The organism is Escherichia sp. AM3 (assembly GCF_032029835.1).
GTDB classification, from domain to species: Bacteria; Pseudomonadota; Gammaproteobacteria; order Enterobacterales; family Enterobacteriaceae; genus Escherichia; species Escherichia coli.
Map to the genome: position 1 here is coordinate 1 of NZ_JAVUPQ010000081.1, position 16,071 is coordinate 16,071.

13 protein-coding genes, 1 tRNA gene and 2 pseudogenes are annotated in these 16,071 nt (G+C 49.4%); 9 read left to right on the plus strand and 7 right to left on the minus strand.

Annotation, left to right across the window (positions count from 1 at the left end):
• Window position 1: 1 nt before the first annotated feature.
• The gene (locus RTW80_RS31555) at window positions 2–58 is read left to right on the plus strand and encodes an IS1 family transposase (protein ID WP_003032489.1); all 57 of its coding nucleotides are present in this window, start codon (window positions 2–4) and stop codon (window positions 56–58) included.
• 14 nt (window positions 59–72) lie between these two features.
• Window positions 73–1,125 (plus strand): annotated as a pseudogene (locus tag RTW80_RS20300) (DNA-binding protein); the annotation flags it as partial.
• Window positions 1,126–1,181: 56 nt separating this feature from the next.
• Here RTW80_RS20300 and argF read toward each other — a convergent pair.
• The gene (argF, locus tag RTW80_RS20305) at window positions 1,182–2,186 is read right to left on the minus strand and encodes an ornithine carbamoyltransferase (RefSeq protein WP_000012923.1); all 1,005 of its coding nucleotides are present in this window, start codon (window positions 2,184–2,186) and stop codon (window positions 1,182–1,184) included.
• A 161-nt stretch (window positions 2,187–2,347) separates the two neighbouring features.
• Between argF and rraB the strand changes: the two genes are divergently transcribed.
• Window positions 2,348–2,764 carry a ribonuclease E inhibitor RraB gene (rraB, locus tag RTW80_RS20310; protein ID WP_000002953.1) on the plus strand — a complete coding sequence of 139 codons (417 nt, stop codon included), beginning with the start codon at window positions 2,348–2,350 and terminating at the stop codon, window positions 2,762–2,764.
• A 45-nt stretch (window positions 2,765–2,809) separates the two neighbouring features.
• On the opposite strand, the gene RTW80_RS20315 is transcribed toward rraB, so the two are convergent.
• Window positions 2,810–3,313 carry a GNAT family N-acetyltransferase gene (locus RTW80_RS20315; RefSeq protein WP_001059425.1) on the minus strand — a complete coding sequence of 168 codons (504 nt, stop codon included), beginning with the start codon at window positions 3,311–3,313 and terminating at the stop codon, window positions 2,810–2,812.
• Window positions 3,314–3,505: 192 nt separating this feature from the next.
• Between RTW80_RS20315 and RTW80_RS20320 the strand changes: the two genes are divergently transcribed.
• Entirely contained in the window at window positions 3,506–4,702 is a 1,197-nt protein-coding gene (locus RTW80_RS20320) for a YjgN family protein (RefSeq protein ID WP_000079665.1), read from the plus strand.
• 53 nt (window positions 4,703–4,755) lie between these two features.
• Here RTW80_RS20320 and valS read toward each other — a convergent pair whose 3' ends face one another.
• The 3 genes from valS to pepA form a co-directional block, all read right to left on the minus strand.
• Complete coding sequence (valS, locus tag RTW80_RS20325; RefSeq protein ID WP_000416392.1) at window positions 4,756–7,611, minus strand: valine--tRNA ligase; 2,856 nt, start codon at window positions 7,609–7,611, stop codon at window positions 4,756–4,758.
• Window positions 7,611–8,054, minus strand: a complete 444-nt coding sequence (holC, locus tag RTW80_RS20330; RefSeq protein ID WP_000786399.1) for a DNA polymerase III subunit chi — start codon at window positions 8,052–8,054, stop codon at window positions 7,611–7,613. Before holC ends, valS begins: the two co-directional genes overlap by 1 nt.
• A 353-nt stretch (window positions 8,055–8,407) precedes the next feature.
• On the minus strand, window positions 8,408–9,919 hold the full coding sequence (gene pepA, locus RTW80_RS20335) for a leucyl aminopeptidase (protein ID WP_000397144.1): 1,512 nt from the start codon (window positions 9,917–9,919) through the stop codon (window positions 8,408–8,410).
• Between the two features lie 153 nt (window positions 9,920–10,072).
• On the opposite strand from pepA, the gene ytgA reads away from it, so the two are divergent.
• The 3 genes from ytgA to lptG all read left to right on the plus strand — a co-directional run bounded on the left by ytgA (window position 10,073) and on the right by lptG (window position 12,368).
• Entirely contained in the window at window positions 10,073–10,123 is a 51-nt protein-coding gene (gene ytgA, locus RTW80_RS20340) for a protein YtgA (RefSeq protein WP_211180521.1), read from the plus strand.
• Between the two features lie 62 nt (window positions 10,124–10,185).
• Entirely contained in the window at window positions 10,186–11,286 is a 1,101-nt protein-coding gene (gene lptF / locus RTW80_RS20345) for an LPS export ABC transporter permease LptF (protein WP_000584114.1), read from the plus strand.
• Entirely contained in the window at window positions 11,286–12,368 is a 1,083-nt protein-coding gene (gene lptG / locus RTW80_RS20350) for an LPS export ABC transporter permease LptG (protein ID WP_001295681.1), read from the plus strand. The genes lptF and lptG overlap by 1 nt, the downstream gene beginning before the upstream one ends.
• A 160-nt stretch (window positions 12,369–12,528) precedes the next feature.
• Here the strand turns inward: lptG and RTW80_RS20355 are convergent, their stop codons facing one another.
• A complete protein-coding gene (locus tag RTW80_RS20355) occupies window positions 12,529–14,031 on the minus strand; it encodes a helicase HerA-like C-terminal domain-containing protein (protein WP_063119260.1) in 1,503 nt (500 codons plus the stop codon).
• Window positions 14,032–14,129: 98 nt separating this feature from the next.
• Window positions 14,130–14,304 (minus strand): annotated as a pseudogene (locus RTW80_RS20360) (alcohol dehydrogenase); the annotation flags it as partial.
• Window positions 14,305–14,522: 218 nt separating this feature from the next.
• Here RTW80_RS20360 and RTW80_RS20365 point away from each other — a divergent pair.
• Both RTW80_RS20365 and RTW80_RS20370 read left to right on the plus strand, forming a co-directional pair.
• Window positions 14,523–14,607, plus strand: a tRNA-Leu gene (locus tag RTW80_RS20365).
• Window positions 14,608–14,792: 185 nt separating this feature from the next.
• Window positions 14,793–16,058 carry an integrase arm-type DNA-binding domain-containing protein gene (locus RTW80_RS20370; protein ID WP_159130740.1) on the plus strand — a complete coding sequence of 422 codons (1,266 nt, stop codon included), beginning with the start codon at window positions 14,793–14,795 and terminating at the stop codon, window positions 16,056–16,058.
• The last annotated feature ends 13 nt before the right edge of the window (window positions 16,059–16,071 follow it).

The window sequence follows — 16,071 nt, forward strand, 5'->3', positions numbered from 1 at the left end:
GGTGGAGCTGCATGACAAAGTCATCGGGCATTATCTGAACATAAAACACTATCAATAAGTTGGAGTCATTACCTGGCGCTTCTATTAAATAATCATCAGTTGAACTGGAAGGACGCAATTGATTATAACGAGTTATTAGAAAAGCCATTAGCCAGTACATTGGAAAAAATAAAGAAAGAACATCTGCTATTAATGCCTCATGTATGTGATGACACGATTCCATACTTACTAGGCGAAGGTGGTATACTTGAAGAAATAAATGATCTGAAAACGTTACATGATACCAGAATTGCTAGTGGTACAGAAGGTAATGATGAAATTAATAACATCAAAATTAACCTGTCTAATATTCTTATTGATTCCTTAGATGATGCAAAAGTTAATCTCGAAAAGGTCATCGATTCGATGTTGAAGACTTTTTTAAAATTGCCATATATTAATGATGTAAAAATTCTGGAGTGGTGTTTTAATCAAAGTATGCAATATTCTGATGATACTACAAAGATAAAGCATGCCCGCTCCGTGATCGATCATATTGATTTTAACTGCGATCAGTCTAAAATAGCTGAGACATTATTTTTCAACCTCAATAAAGAACCCTATAAAAACAGCCCTGAGTTACAGGAATTGATTTGGGAGAAGTTGGTTGTATATGTCAATGATTTTAATTTAAGTAATCAAGAAAAATCGCGCTTAATACTAAGGCTATTTGATGATGTTAAATTGGTTTTTGATAAAGTGCCTCTCAGTATTTTAGTGAATGATATTTTTTTGAAGGATTTTTTCATGAAGCAACCTGATTTTGCTAAGTGGTACTTCTATCAATTACTTAAGAGTTATGAGGGAGAACAGATGTATCTTAATGAGTTAGGATATGTTTATGGTGATGAAGAAAAAACAAAAGAAATTGTAAATAAACTTCCGGGTTATGTCGTTAAGATTTTTGAAGAAAAGATCGATAATGAATTAAAAATTAGAACAAGAAAGATGGAAACCCTGCGGGATGGGAAAATCAATATATATGATTATATTAATGAAAAACAGTTAGAAAAATTAAATCCACCGCAAGATTTACGTTCTGCAATAGAAAAAATTGGGTGGAAGAATAGACCTATCACTGCATAAAATAATGTGATGCCGGGATAGTTTTGTATTTCCCGGCATCTTTATAGCGATATCAATTATTTACTGAGCGTCGCGACCATCACCGCTTTGATGGTATGCATGCGGTTTTCCGCCTGATCAAATACAATGCTGGCGGCAGATTCGAAGACCTCATCAGTCACTTCCATTCCGCCATGTAGGCCAAACTCTTCCGCCATTTTCTTGCCAAGCGTCGTTTGGTCGTCATGAAACGCGGGCAGGCAGTGGAGGAATTTGACCTCCGGGTTACCGGTCAACTGCATCATCTTGCTGTTCACCTGATAATCACGCAGTAATGCAATGCGTTCTGCCCATTTCTCTTTTGCTTCCCCCATCGACACCCACACATCGGTATAGATAAAGTCAGCACCTTCAACTCCTTTGGCTACATCTTCCGTTAGCGTAATATTCCCGCCATTTTGCTGTGCCAGAGCGCGGCATTCCGTAACCAGCGCAGTTTCCGGCCAGCATGCCTGTGGCGCGACCAGACGCAAATCCAGACCGGTAAGCGCCGCAGCTTCGAGCATCGAATTGCCCATGTTGTTACGTGCGTCACCTGCATAGACCAGCGTCATTTCGTTGAACGCTTTGCCGGGTAAATGCTCCTGCATGGTGAGAAGATCCGCCAGCAGCTGCGTGGGGTGAAACTCATTGGTCAGGCCGTTCCATACCGGCACGCCAGCGTATTCCGCCAGTGTTTCGACAATCTCCTGACCATAGCCGCGATACTGAATACCGTCATACATGCGACCAAGCACGCGGGCAGTGTCTTTAATCGACTCTTTATGACCAATCTGGCTGCCGCTTGGGCCGAGATAAGTAACGCGAGCACCTTGGTCATATGCGGCAACTTCGAAAGAGCATCGGGTACGGGTCGAGTCTTTTTCGAAGATGAGCGCGATGTTTTTACCAGTGAGTTTGGCTTCTTCTTTACCGCTTTTCTTATCGGCTTTCAGCTTCGCGGCTAACTGCAACAGGCTGTTGAGTTCAGCTGGCGTGAAATCGAGTAATTTCAGGAAATGCTTATGATAAAACCCGGACATAGATCCCTCCTGTGGCTATCGCCTCAATGAATTAAAATTCAATTTATATGGATGATTATTCATTTGCAAGTCTAAAGCATAAATCTTTGTCACAAAGGTGGAGGCAATGTCAGTGGTGTGTGACAATAAGAGTATCGGCAGGACATTAAGAGGAATGAGCCATGGCAAACCCGGAACAACTGGAAGAACAGCGTGAAGAAACACGTTTGATTATTGAAGAATTACTGGAAGATGGCAGCGATCCGGACGCGCTGTACACCATCGAACACCATCTTTCCGCAGACGATCTGGAAACCCTGGAAAAAGCAGCAGTTGAAGCGTTTAAACTCGGTTACGAAGTGACCGATCCAGAAGAGCTGGAAGTTGAAGATGGTGACATCGTGATTTGCTGCGACATCCTCAGCGAGTGCGCGTTGAATGCCGATCTGATCGATGCCCAGGTTGAACAACTGATGACGCTGGCGGAGAAATTTGACGTTGAGTACGATGGTTGGGGCACTTACTTTGAAGATCCTAACGGCGAAGACGGCGACGATGAAGATTTTGTCGACGAAGACGATGACGGGGTTCGCCACTAATTAATTGATTAAAATGCCCGATAGCACACACTAGCGGGCATTTTTTTAGAGTTCGCGTAGCATCCGCACTTCACAATCGACATGGCCCGTGCAGCCAAGCGCATAGTCGATATGCTCAAAGCCCAAATGCTCATAAAGCGCAATGGCTTCCTTTAAAAAAGCGGTCGTTTCCAGATAGCAGCGTTTGAAGCCCATCTCTCGTGCCTGCTCCATCGCCATTAAGGCCAGTTTTTTCGCCAGCCCTTTACCGCGAATAGCCGGAAGAAAATACATCTTTTGCAGTTCGCAAATGTCCGATTCACTACCTGCTAATGGCGCAATCCCACCGCCGCCGACCACTTCACCATCGAACTCAACCACCCAATATGCATGGCCAGGCTGACTATACACTTGATACAACTCGTCAAGGTTCGGATCGGCGACGGTGTAGCCTTTATCAGCGGTAAGACCGTATTCGGCGGATACCTGACGAATGACGCGGGCGATAGCAGGATTATCCTGCAACGTCAGGCGACGCATTACAGATGATTGCGGCGCAATGTTATTCATAGTTTAACCCAATAAAAATAAAGTAATTATACATATGTTTAATACCACTCTCTTCTTACGTGCGCAAGCGACTTATAAAGTAATAAAGTTTTTGCCAGCCTATTACTGATAAGAGTATTGTAACGTGGCAGAACATTTTACTGTCTGTATCTATAAATTATATCAATGGATTTTTTAATTCAGGGAATTTTTATGGCTCAAGTTATTAATGAAATGGATGTTCCGTCCCATTCGTTTGTTTTTCATGGTACAGGTGAGAGATATTTTCTTATTTGTGTGGTGAATGTGTTGTTGACGATTATAACGCTAGGTATCTATTTACCATGGGCATTAATGAAATGTAAGCGTTATCTCTATGCTAATATGGAAGTTAACGGACAACGATTTTCTTATGGAATTACTGGTGGGAATGTTTTTGTTAGTTGTCTTGTTTTTGTTTTTTTCTATTTCGCAATCTTAATGACAGTGTCAGCAGATATGCCGCTTGTTGGCTGTGTTTTGACTTTGTCACTGTTGGTTTTGCTTATATTTATGGCAGCAAAAGGACTGCGTTATCAGGCCTTGATGACCAGTCTCAACGGCGTAAGATTTAGTTTTAATTGCTCTATGAAAGGGTTCTGGTGGGTAACCTTTTTCTTGCCGATTTTAATGGCCATTGGGATGGGGACTGTTTTCTTTATCTCGACAAAGATGCTACATGCCAATAGTTCAAGTAGTGTTATTATATCTGTGGTTCTGATGGCAATAGTTGGTATTGTTTCCATTGGTATTTTTAATGGTACTTTATATAGCCTGGTAATGAGTTTTCTCTGGAGCAATACCAGTTTCGGTATACATCGTTTCAAGGTGAAATTAGATACTGCGTATTGTATAAAATATGCCATCCTCGCATTTTTAGCTTTATTACCTTTTCTCGCTGTTGCTGGTTATATTATCTTCGATCAAATATTAAATGAGTATTATAGTTCTGTGTATGCAAATGATGATATTGAGAATTTACAGCAATTTATGGAAGTGCAACGTAAAATGATAATCGCGCAGTTAATCTATTATTTTGGGATTGCTGTTAGCACCAGTTATTTAACGGTGTCGTTGCGAAATCATTTTATGAGCAACCTGTCACTGAATGATGGGCGTATTCGTTTTCGCTCAACTTTAACTTACCACGGTATGCTTTATCGCATGTGTGCGTTGGTAGTGATATCCGGGATTACGGGCGGTCTGGCTTATCCACTGCTGAAAATATGGATGATTGACTGGCAGGCAAAAAATACGTATTTGCTGGGCGATTTGGATGACCTTCCTTTAATCAATAAAGAAGAACAACCAGATAAAGGCTTATTAGCCAGTATTTCACGGGGAGTTATGCCTTCTTTACCATTTCTGTAAGAGATAAAAAAGGCCGGAGCATTCTCCGGCCTTCGTTTTCATCACGGTGTTGATTACAGCGCGGCGATAACAGCCTGCTGTTCAATCAGCTTCGCTTTCGCTTCCGCATAGCCTTCCAGCTTCTCACGCTCTTTCGCGATGACCGCTTCCGGTGCGCGGGCGACAAAGCCTTCATTCGCCAGCTTGTTCTCGATACGGCTGATTTCACCTTCAATCTTCGCCACTTCTTTCGCCAGACGCGCCAGCTCATCTTCTTTGTTGATGAGGCCAGCCATCGGGATCAGCAGCTCTGCGCCGTCGATAATCTTCGTAACGGAAACCGGACCTTTGTCATCGGCAGGCAGCACGGTGATGCTTTCCAGACGCGCCAGGGTTTGCAGGAAGCCACGGTTTTCATTTACGCGACGTTCTGCATCCGCGCTGCAACCACGCAGCAGCAGCTCCAGCGGTTTGCCCGGCGCGATGTTCATTTCTGCACGGATGTTACGTACCGCAACGATCGCCTGCTTCAGCCACTCGGTGTCGGCCAGCGCCGCTTCATCAACCTGAGATGCATCATACTGCGGGAACGGTTGCAGCATGATGGTGTCGGCAGTGATACCGCAAAGTACTTTCACACGCTGCCAGATGGTTTCGGTGATGAACGGAATGATCGGATGCGCGAGGCGCAGCAGACCTTCCAGTACAGTCACCAGCGTATGGCGAGTACCGCGCAGTTCTGCTTCGGTGCCACCGTTCATTACCGGCTTGGTCAGCTCGAGATACCAGTCACAGAACTGGTTCCAGGTGAACTCATACAGAATGCCTGCGGCGATATCGAAGCGGAAGCTGTCCAGCGCTTCGCGGTACGCTTTGATGGTCTGGTTGAACTCCGCCAGAATCCAGCGGTCCGCCAGCGACAGCGTCATTTCGCCGCCGTTGAAGCCGCAATCCTGACCTTCTGTGTTCATCAGCACAAAGCGGCTGGCGTTCCACAGCTTGTTACAGAAGTTACGGTAACCTTCCAGGCGCTTCATATCCCAGTTGATGTCACGACCGGTAGACGCCAGCGCCGCCAGGGTGAAGCGCAGGGCATCGGTACCGTGCGGCTCAATGCCGTTCGGGAACTGTTTCTCGGTGCGCTTACGGATTTTGTCCGCCAGCTGCGGCTGCATCATATTGCCGGTACGTTTTTCCAGCAGTTCTGGCAGCGAAATACCGTCAACCATATCCAGCGGGTCGATAACGTTACCCTTGGATTTGGACATCTTCTGGCCTTCGTCGTCACGAATCAGACCGGTCATGTAAACAGTGTGGAACGGCACCTGCGGTTTGCCATTTTCATCTTTGATGAAGTGCATGGTCATCATGATCATGCGGGCAATCCAGAAGAAGATGATGTCGAAACCAGATACCATCACGCTGGTTGGGTGGAACTGACGCAGGGCGTCGGTATTTTCCGGCCAGCCAAGGGTAGAGAAGGTCCACAGCGCAGAAGAGAACCAGGTATCGAGAACGTCTTCGTCCTGACGCAGGACAACATCAGCACCGAGGTTATTTTCTTTACGCACTTCGTCTTCGTTGCGGCCAACATAAACGTTACCCGCTTCGTCATACCATGCCGGGATACGGTGACCCCACCACAACTGACGAGAGATACACCAGTCCTGAATATCGCGCATCCAGGAGAAGTACATGTTTTCGTACTGCTTCGGTACGAACTGAATGTCGCCGTTCTCAACCGCTTCAACCGCCGGTTTCGCCAGGACATCGGCACGCACGTACCACTGGTCGGTCAGCATTGGTTCGATAACTACGCCGCCACGGTCGCCGTAAGGAACGGTCAGGTCGTGCGGTTTAATTTCTTCCAGCAGGCCAAGCGCGTCAACTGCGGCAACGACTGCTTTACGTGCAGCAAAACGCTCGAGTTTCTGGAACTCTGCCGGGATCTCGCTGGAATAAACGTCAGATTCGTTACCTTTGGTATCGAACACCTGGGCGCTTTCACGGATATCGCCGTCAAAGGTCAGGATGTTGATCATCGGCAGCGCGTGACGTTTACCCACTTCATAGTCGTTAAAGTCGTGCGCCGGAGTGATTTTCACGCAGCCGGTGCCTTTTTCCATGTCGGCGTGTTCGTCGCCAACGATCGGAATACGACGGTTAACCAGCGGCAGAATGACATATTTGCCAATCAGATCTTTGTAACGCGGATCTTCCGGGTTAACGGCTACGCCAGTATCGCCCAGCAGGGTTTCCGGACGGGTAGTCGCGACCACCAGATAATCTTTACCGTCTGCGGTTTTCGCACCGTCAGCCAGCGGATAGCGGATGTGCCACATCGAACCTTTCGATTCGCGGTTTTCGACTTCCAGGTCAGAGATAGCGGTGCGCAGTTTCGGGTCCCAGTTTACCAGGCGTTTGCCTCGGTAAATCAGGTCTTCTTTATATAGACGAACGAAAACTTCTTTCACCGCATTGGACAGGCCTTCGTCCATCGTGAAGCGTTCACGCTCCCAGTCGACGGAGTTGCCGAGACGGCGCATCTGACGGGTAATCGTGCCGCCGGATTCCGCTTTCCATTCCCAGATTTTGTCGATGAAAGCTTCGCGGCCGTAGTCGTGACGGGTTTTACCTTCTTCTGCGGCAATCTTGCGCTCAACGACCATCTGGGTAGCGATCCCGGCGTGGTCAGTACCGACCTGCCACAGGGTGTTTTTGCCCTGCATGCGCTGATAGCGGATCATGGTATCCATGATGGTTTGCTGGAAGGCGTGACCCATATGCAAACTGCCGGTGACGTTCGGCGGCGGGATCATGATGCAGAAACTCTCCTGGCTTTCATCGCCATTAGGCTTAAAGTAGCCCTGCTTTTCCCAGTGCTCGTAAAGCGGCTGTTCGATATCTTGTGGGTTATATGTCTTTTCCATTATTTCCAGGTTGCCGTATTCAGGTTGAAACCAGCCACGCGGTAGGCTTTATAGCGTTCGCGCGCCAGTTGTTTCAGAGAATCTTCATAAGGAACGAAGTCTACCACTTCTGTGAAAGCGGTGGCAAAATCTGCAAAGCTTGTTCGCAGACTAATCAATATATCGCGCGGGCTGCTGCTGCGTTTTTGCGGCCAGGCGATCTCCACCGGCGCACCGCCGCGCGGTCCTTCTCCCGCTAAATTATGCGGAACAAAGCTTTCTGCCGGACGCGCCCACAGGGCTTCATCCAGCCGGTAAGCCTGCTTTTCATCTTCACAGGCGATGAGCACGCGCTTACCGCTGCGCCAACGTTCTGCGGCAATTTCACACACCAGCTGCTCAACGGCGCTTAAGCCATCGACGGTGGTGTCATTGTCCAGAAGGTAGAACGTTGCGTTTTTCATATATGGGGCTTCTTGTGGTGGATTTAAATACGCATCAGGTATACACCGCAGCGCCTGATGCGACGCTGTTGTGTCTTATCAGGCCTACGAGTTCAGTGCTGTGTGTAGGTCGGATAAGGCGCTCACGCCGCATCCGACAATAACAGCATTGCCTGATGCGACGCTGCCGCGTCTTATCAGGCCTACGAGTTCGGTGCTGTGTAGGTCGGATAAGGCGCTCACGCCGCATCCGACAATAACAGCATTGCCTGATGCGACGCTTGCGCGTCTTATCAGGCCTACGAGTTCAGTGCTGTGTAGGTCGGATAAGGCGTTCACGCCGCATCCGGCAATAACAGCCTTGCCTGACGCAATTACTCTTCGCCGTTAAACCCAGCGCGGTTTAACAGGAACTGTGCCAGCAACGCTACCGGACGACCGGTGGCGCCTTTTGCTTTACCAGAACGCCAGGCGGTACCGGCGATATCCAGGTGCGCCCAGTTGTACTTACGGGTAAAGCGTGACAGGAAGCAACCTGCGGTAATCGCCCCACCAGGACGACCGCCAATGTTCGCCATATCGGCAAAATTGGACTCCAGTTGTTCCTGATACTCGTCACCCAGCGGTAAGCGCCATGCGCGGTCACCGGATTGTTCAGACGCGGCAATCAGTTCATGGGCCAGCGGATTGTGGTTCGCCATCAGACCAGTAATATGATGACCCAGCGCGATCACGCAGGCACCGGTCAGCGTCGCCACGTCAATCACCGCTTCCGGCTCAAAACGCTCAACGTAAGTTAACACGTCGCACAGTACCAGGCGGCCTTCAGCGTCAGTATTCAGCACTTCAACGGTTTGACCGGACATGGTGGTTAACACATCGCCCGGACGATAGGCTCGTCCGCCAGGCATGTTTTCGCAGCCTGCCAACACGCCGATAACGTTAATCGGCAGTTGTAGCTCCGCGACCATCCGCATCACGCCGTAAACCGCTGCCGCACCGCACATATCGTACTTCATCTCATCCATGCCTTCTGAAGGCTTGATGGAGATACCGCCGGAGTCGAAGGTTAAACCTTTACCCACCAGCACGATTGGGCGTGCATCTTCCGACGCGTTGCCTTTGTACTCAATCACCGACATCAGCGATTCGTTCTGCGAACCCTGACCGACCGCCAGATAGGAATGCATCCCCAGCTCTTTCATCTGCTGTTCGCCGATAACGCGGGTGATGACATTCTTGCTGTAGCTGTCAGCCAGCTGGCGCGCTTGTGAAGCGAGGTAAGCGGCGTTACAGATATTCGGCGGCATATTGCCGAGATCTTTTGCTGCTTTAATCCCGGCGGCAATCGCCAGACCGTGCTGGATCGCGCGCTCACCGCTGGTCAGTTCACGGCGGGTCGGCACGTTGAACACCATTTTACGCAGCGGACGACGCGGTTCGCTCTTGTTCGTTTTCAGCTGATCGAAACTGTAGAGCGTCTCTTTTGCCGTCTCGACAGCCTGACGCACTTTCCAGTAGTTGTTACGGCCTTTAACGTGCAGTTCAGTCAGAAAGCAGACCGCTTCCATTGAGCCAGTATCATTCAGCGTATTAATGGTTTTCTGAATAACCTGCTTGTACTGACGCTCATCCAGCTCACGTTCTTTGCCGCAACCAATAAGGAGAATTCGCTCGGAAAGTACATTCGGAACATGGTGCAGCAACAATGTCTGCCCCGGTTTTCCTTCCAGTTCGCCCCGACGTAGCAGGGCGCTGATGTACCCATCGCTGATTTTATCGAGCTGTTCTGCAATCGGAGAAAGGCGACGTGGTTCGAAGACGCCCACGACGATGCAGGCACTCCGCTGTTTCTCCGGGCTACCGCTTTTTACACTAAACTCCATGCACTACGCTCCTGAATCTTAAAGACAACGGCGGTGGCTACAGATAGAATTGCAAGCTTTCGTAACTCATGTCCGCTGTTGCGATGACTTCGTGTTAATCTTAACGTTATTACGGCATTGGCACGTCAGAACAAAATCTGAGAGGTGAATCCGTTGAGTATAATTATCTTAGCGACGATTTCGACGACTCAAGAGAATAAATGACGTTTAAGCCATGAAACAAGCTAAAATCCTGCAAAAGACGAGTTTTTACGGGCGTATTTAAAGTGATAATCATAAGATATCTGGTGCGGGAGACGCTCAAAAGCCAGCTGGCGATACTCTTCATCTTGCTTTTGATCTTCTTCTGTCAAAAGTTAGTGAGGATCCTCGGCGCAGCGGTTGACGGCGATATTCCGGCGAATCTGGTGCTCTCCCTTCTCGGGTTGGGCGTGCCGGAAATGGCGCAGCTTATCCTGCCATTAAGCCTGTTCCTCGGGCTGCTGATGACGCTGGGCAAACTGTATACCGAAAGTGAAATTACGGTAATGCATGCCTGCGGCCTGAGCAAAGCGGTTCTGGTGAAAGCGGCAATGATCCTTGCGGTATTCACGGCAATCGTCGCGGCGGTTAACGTGATGTGGGCGGGACCGTGGTCATCGCGTCATCAGGATGAAGTGTTAGCAGAAGCGAAAGCGAACCCTGGCATGGCGGCGCTGGCGCAAGGGCAATTCCAGCAAGCGACTAATGGCAGTTCGGTGCTGTTCATCGAAAGCGTTGACGGCAGCGATTTCAAAGATGTGTTCCTCGCGCAAATTCGACCAAAAGGTAATGCACGTCCTTCTGTGGTGGTGGCCGATTCCGGACATTTAACCCAGCTGCGCGACGGCTCCCAGGTCGTCACTCTCAACCAGGGAACGCGCTTCGAAGGCACTGCACTGTTACGTGATTTCCGCATTACGGATTTCCAGGATTATCAGGCGATCATTGGTCACCAGGCGGTGGCGCTCGACCCGAACGATACCGACCAGATGGACATGCGCACATTGTGGAACACTGACACCGATCGTGCTCGCGCAGAACTGAACTGGCGTATCACGTTGGTGTTCACCGTGTTTATGATGGCACTTATGGTCGTACCGCTGAGCGTGGTTAACCCGCGTCAGGGGCGCGTACTATCGATGCTGCCAGCCATGCTGCTGTATCTGTTGTTCTTCCTGATCCAGACCTCCCTGAAATCGAACGGCGGTAAAGGTAAGCTGGACCCGACGCTGTGGATGTGGACCGTTAACCTGATTTATCTGGCTTTGGCGATTGTTCTCAACCTTTGGGACACCGTGCCGGTCCGCCGCCTGCGCGCCAGTTTTTCGCGTAAAGGAGCGGTGTGATGCAACCTTTTGGCGTACTTGACCGCTATATCGGTAAAACTATTTTCACCACCATCATGATGACGCTGTTCATGCTGGTGTCGCTGTCGGGCATTATCAAGTTTGTCGATCAGCTGAAAAAAGCCGGGCAGGGGAGTTACGACGCGTTAGGCGCAGGAATGTATACCTTGCTGAGCGTGCCGAAAGATGTGCAAATCTTCTTCCCGATGGCGGCTCTGCTTGGGGCGTTGCTTGGTCTTGGGATGCTGGCGCAGCGCAGCGAACTGGTAGTCATGCAGGCTTCTGGTTTTACTCGTATGCAGGTGGCGCTGTCGGTGATGAAAACCGCCATTCCGCTGGTCTTGCTGACGATGGCGATTGGTGAATGGGTCGCGCCGCAGGGCGAGCAGATGGCGCGTAACTACCGTGCGCAGGCGATGTACGGTGGCTCGTTGCTCTCTACCCAGCAAGGTTTATGGGCGAAAGATGGCAACAACTTCGTCTACATTGAGCGGGTTAAAGGTGACGAAGAGTTAGGTGGCATCAGTATCTATGCCTTTAACGAGAATCGTCGTCTGCAATCCGTACGCTATGCCGCTACCGCGAAGTTTGACCCTGAACATAAAGTCTGGCGTCTGTCGCAGGTTGATGAATCTGATTTGACCAATCCGAAACAGATCACCGGTTCGCAGACGGTGAGCGGCACCTGGAAAACCAACCTCACGCCAGACAAACTGGGCGTGGTGGCGCTGGACCCGGATGCACTCTCTATCAGCGGTTTGCACAACTATGTGAAGTATCTGAAGTCGAGCGGTCAGGATGCCGGACGTTATCAGCTCAACATGTGGAGCAAAATCTTCCAGCCGCTATCCGTGGCGGTGATGATGCTGATGGCGCTGTCGTTCATCTTTGGCCCACTGCGTAGCGTACCGATGGGCGTGCGTGTGGTCACTGGTATTAGCTTCGGTTTTGTCTTCTACGTACTGGACCAGATCTTCGGCCCGCTGACGTTGGTTTACGGCATCCCGCCGATCATCGGCGCACTTTTGCCAAGTGCCAGCTTCTTCTTAATCAGCCTGTGGCTGTTAATGAGAAAATCGTAACCTGATGAACGAATAAAGGGAGCGAAAGCTCCCTTTATTATTGTTAGCAAAGTGTGCTTCGTTCATGCCTGAAAAATCATGAAAATTCAATATATTGCAGTGGTGTGGGCATGATAAGGCGCGCCAGCGTCGCATCAGGCAAAGACAAATCGCACCTGGCTTACCTTCTTCTCCCCCCCAGCAAACTCCCCAACATCCCGCGCACAATCTGATTCGTCACCTGGCGGGCGGCGCTTTTTGCCATTGTCTGCACCACACCATCTTTCTTCCCGCCGCGTGGTCCAGTAGTGCCAAACAAAATATCCTTCAATCCACCGAGAATACCGTCATCCACCGCCACCTCTTTCCCTTTCGCGGGAGGATTATTTTGCTGCTCGGTACTGGCCTGAAAGCCTTTTTGCAACATCTCATAGGCGGATTCACGGTCCACGTCATCCTCGTACTTGCCATACACCGGGGAGTGATTAATCAAGCCGTTACGCTCATCTTCCGTCACCGGCCCCATTCGCGAACAAGGCGCGATAACCATCGCCCGTTCCACCACTGAAGGACTTCCTTTCGCATCGAGAAACGAGATTAACGCCTCACCGGTCCCCAGTTCCTGGATTGCCTTTTCGGTATCAAACGCCGGATTGGCCCGCATGGTTTGCGCCGCAGCTTTTACTGCTTTCTGATCTTTGGGCGTAAAAGCCCGCAAAGCGTGTTGAACGCGATTACCTAGCTGCCCGAGCACATTATCCGGAATATCTGACGGGTTTTGCGAAACGAACCAGACGCCCACGCCTTTTGAGCGAATAAGCCTTATCACCTGCTCAATCTTATCCAGCAGTACCTGTGGCGCATCGTTAAACAGCAGATGTGCTTCGTCGAAGAAAAACACCAGTTTTGGTTTCTCCAGATCGCCCGCTTCAGGCAATTGTTCATACAACTCTGAAAGCATCCACAGCAGACTGGCGGCGTACAGTTTCGGCATCTGATAAAGCTTCTCGGCGCTGAGGATATTGATAACGCCTTTACCGTTGGCATCGGTGCGCATCAAGTCTTTGATATCCAGCATCGGCTCACCAAAGAAGTGTGCTGCGCCTTGCTGTTCCAGCGACAACAGCCCGCGCTGGATGGCACCAACCGATGCGCTACTGATATTTCCGTACTGATTCTGGAAAGATTTGGCGTTATCGCCGATGTACTGGGTAATCGCCCGCAGATCTTTAAAGTCGAGCAGTAACAGCCCCTGATCGTCAGCAATTCGGAAGATGATATTCAGCACGCCAGATTGCACATCGTTGAGATTCAACAGCCGCGCCAGCAACAGCGGCCCCAGGTCTGAAACCGTCGCTCGCACCGGGTGGCCTTTCTCGCCAAAGATATCCCACACCACCACCGGATTAGCATGAGGTTGCCAGTCATTTACGCCGATATTTTTAAGCCTTGCGAGCAGTTTTTCCGAAGATGTACCTTCCTCCGCAACTCCCGTTAAATCACCTTTCACATCGGCCATAAACACCGGAACACCGATTTCCGACAATGACTCTGCCAGTTTTTGCAACGTGACAGTTTTACCCGTCCCCGTTGCGCCAGTAATCAGCCCGTGACGGTTAGCCATTCCCGGCAGTAAAAACAGTTCTGTATCCGGCGTGCGGGCAATTAACAGGGGTTCGCTCATGAGATTTCCTCCAGTTTCCTGCCTGGAGTATAGGCAACGGCAGCGCACTCTTCACCGCTAAATTCAGCAGATTGCGAGATATCTTAAAGGCCTGGCAGAAGCGACCCAACAAAGCCTCCGCAATTCATAATTGTAGGCACCGCACCTTGCCAGAAGTTGATCTGATTATCGCGAATACAGGCGCCGCAGTGACCACGGCTGCGCGGCGCTACCTTGGGCAACAACGCGGCGAATCACCTTATTTTCGGTAATTAGCGGATATTGCGACAATCCCTATTCGTTATTGATTATCGACATGCTTTTGTCGTTCTCTGGTGTTGCCCGGGAAGTGTAGAGCATGGTAGGGGCGGGGCCTGGAGTGTGACAAAGGTTACATATCGCTGAAGACAACGCTGAAAATTTCAGCACTTAGCGAGGTGCGAGCAAGCTGGCGCTTGCATGGTGGCGTGCGACAGGTATAATCCACAACGTTTTCCGCATACCTCTTCAGTGCCGAAGTGGCGAAATCGGTAGACGCAGTTGATTCAAAATCAACCGTAGAAATACGTGCCGGTTCGAGTCCGGCCTTCGGCACCAAAAGTATGTAAATAGACCTCAACTGAGGTCTTTTTTTATGCCTGAAATCCAGTGTTTATCTATCTTTCCCGCTATATTAACTCTCTCAAGGTCAACCGATATCAACGTACATCTACCAACATATGTTGGTACAGATGATGGTATTTCCGGTTCGATAATGCTTGTACCAACAGGGAGGGAATACGATGGCATTAACAGATATCAAAGTCAGAGCAGCCAAGCCAACGGATAAGCAATATAAGCTGACTGATGGTGGCGGTATGCATCTGCTTGTCCATCCAAATGGTTCTAAGTACTGGCGTTTGCAGTACCGTTATGAGGGAAAGCAAAAAATGCTGGCACTTGGGGTTTATCCTGAAATCACACTAGCGGATGCCAGAGTACGTCGTGACGAGGCGCGTAAGCTGCTTGCGAATGGCGTCGATCCGGGAGACAAAAAGAAAAATGATAAGGTTGAACAGAGTAAAGCACGAACCTTTAAAGAAGTCGCGATTGAGTGGCATGGCACCAATAAAAAGTGGTCTGAAGATCACGCCCATCGTGTGCTAAAAAGTCTTGAAGATAATCTTTTTGCAGCGCTTGGTGAACGTAATATCGCTGAGTTAAAAACTCGAGATTTATTAGCACCTATTAAGGCCGTAGAAATGTCTGGACGTCTTGAAGTGGCCGCTCGTCTTCAGCAGCGCACTACAGCCATCATGCGCTATGCAGTGCAAAGTGGGTTAATTGATTATAACCCGGCACAAGAGATGGCTGGGGCGGTTGCTTCCTGTAATCGACAACATCGTCCCGCGCTTGAATTAAAGCGCATCCCTGAGTTGCTTACAAAAATAGATAGCTATACTGGTAGGCCGCTAACCCGATGGGCGATAGAACTCACTTTGCTGATCTTTATTCGGTCCAGTGAGCTGCGTTTTGCTCGTTGGTCAGAGATCGATTTCGAAGCGTCTATATGGACTATCCCACCGGAGCGGGAGCCTATTCCTGGAGTGAAACATTCCCATAGAGGCTCAAAAATGCGTACAACGCATCTAGTGCCTCTTTCAACGCAAGCTCTTGCAATTTTAAAGCAGATAAAACAGTTTTATGGGGCCCATGACTTGATATTTATTGGTGATCACGATTCGCACAAACCCATGAGTGAGAATACGGTAAATAGTGCGTTACGGGTCATGGGGTATGATACAAAAGTAGAGGTTTGTGGTCATGGCTTTCGAACAATGGCCTGTAGTTCATTGGTCGAATCAGGTTTGTGGTCTCGTGATGCTGTTGAACGTCAGATGAGCCACATGGCGCGAAATTCAGTGAGGGCCGCGTATATCCATAAAGCAGAGCATCTGGAAGAACGGCGATTGATGCTACAGTGGTGGGCCGATTTTCTGGATGTAAACAGAGAAAGGTTTATCAGTCCATTTGAATATGCAAAGATTAATAATCCATTAAAACAGTAATCATCCCGGGCAA

Excerpts from the sequence above, each read along its gene's own strand:
- lptG (WP_001295681.1), top strand. The coding sequence starts at position 11,286 with ATGCAACCTTTTGGCGTACTTGACCGCTATATCGGTAAAACTATTTTC.
- RTW80_RS20355 (WP_063119260.1), bottom strand. The coding sequence starts at position 14,031 with ATGAGCGAACCCCTGTTAATTGCCCGCACGCCGGATACAGAACTGTTT.
- RTW80_RS20315 (WP_001059425.1), bottom strand. The coding sequence starts at position 3,313 with ATGAATAACATTGCGCCGCAATCATCTGTAATGCGTCGCCTGACGTTG.
- valS (WP_000416392.1), bottom strand. The coding sequence starts at position 7,611 with ATGGAAAAGACATATAACCCACAAGATATCGAACAGCCGCTTTACGAG.
- RTW80_RS20370 (WP_159130740.1), top strand. The coding sequence starts at position 14,793 with ATGGCATTAACAGATATCAAAGTCAGAGCAGCCAAGCCAACGGATAAG.
- RTW80_RS20320 (WP_000079665.1), top strand. The coding sequence starts at position 3,506 with ATGGCTCAAGTTATTAATGAAATGGATGTTCCGTCCCATTCGTTTGTT.
- rraB (WP_000002953.1), top strand. The coding sequence starts at position 2,348 with ATGGCAAACCCGGAACAACTGGAAGAACAGCGTGAAGAAACACGTTTG.
- pepA (WP_000397144.1), bottom strand. The coding sequence starts at position 9,919 with ATGGAGTTTAGTGTAAAAAGCGGTAGCCCGGAGAAACAGCGGAGTGCC.
- holC (WP_000786399.1), bottom strand. The coding sequence starts at position 8,054 with ATGAAAAACGCAACGTTCTACCTTCTGGACAATGACACCACCGTCGAT.
- argF (WP_000012923.1), bottom strand. The coding sequence starts at position 2,186 with ATGTCCGGGTTTTATCATAAGCATTTCCTGAAATTACTCGATTTCACG.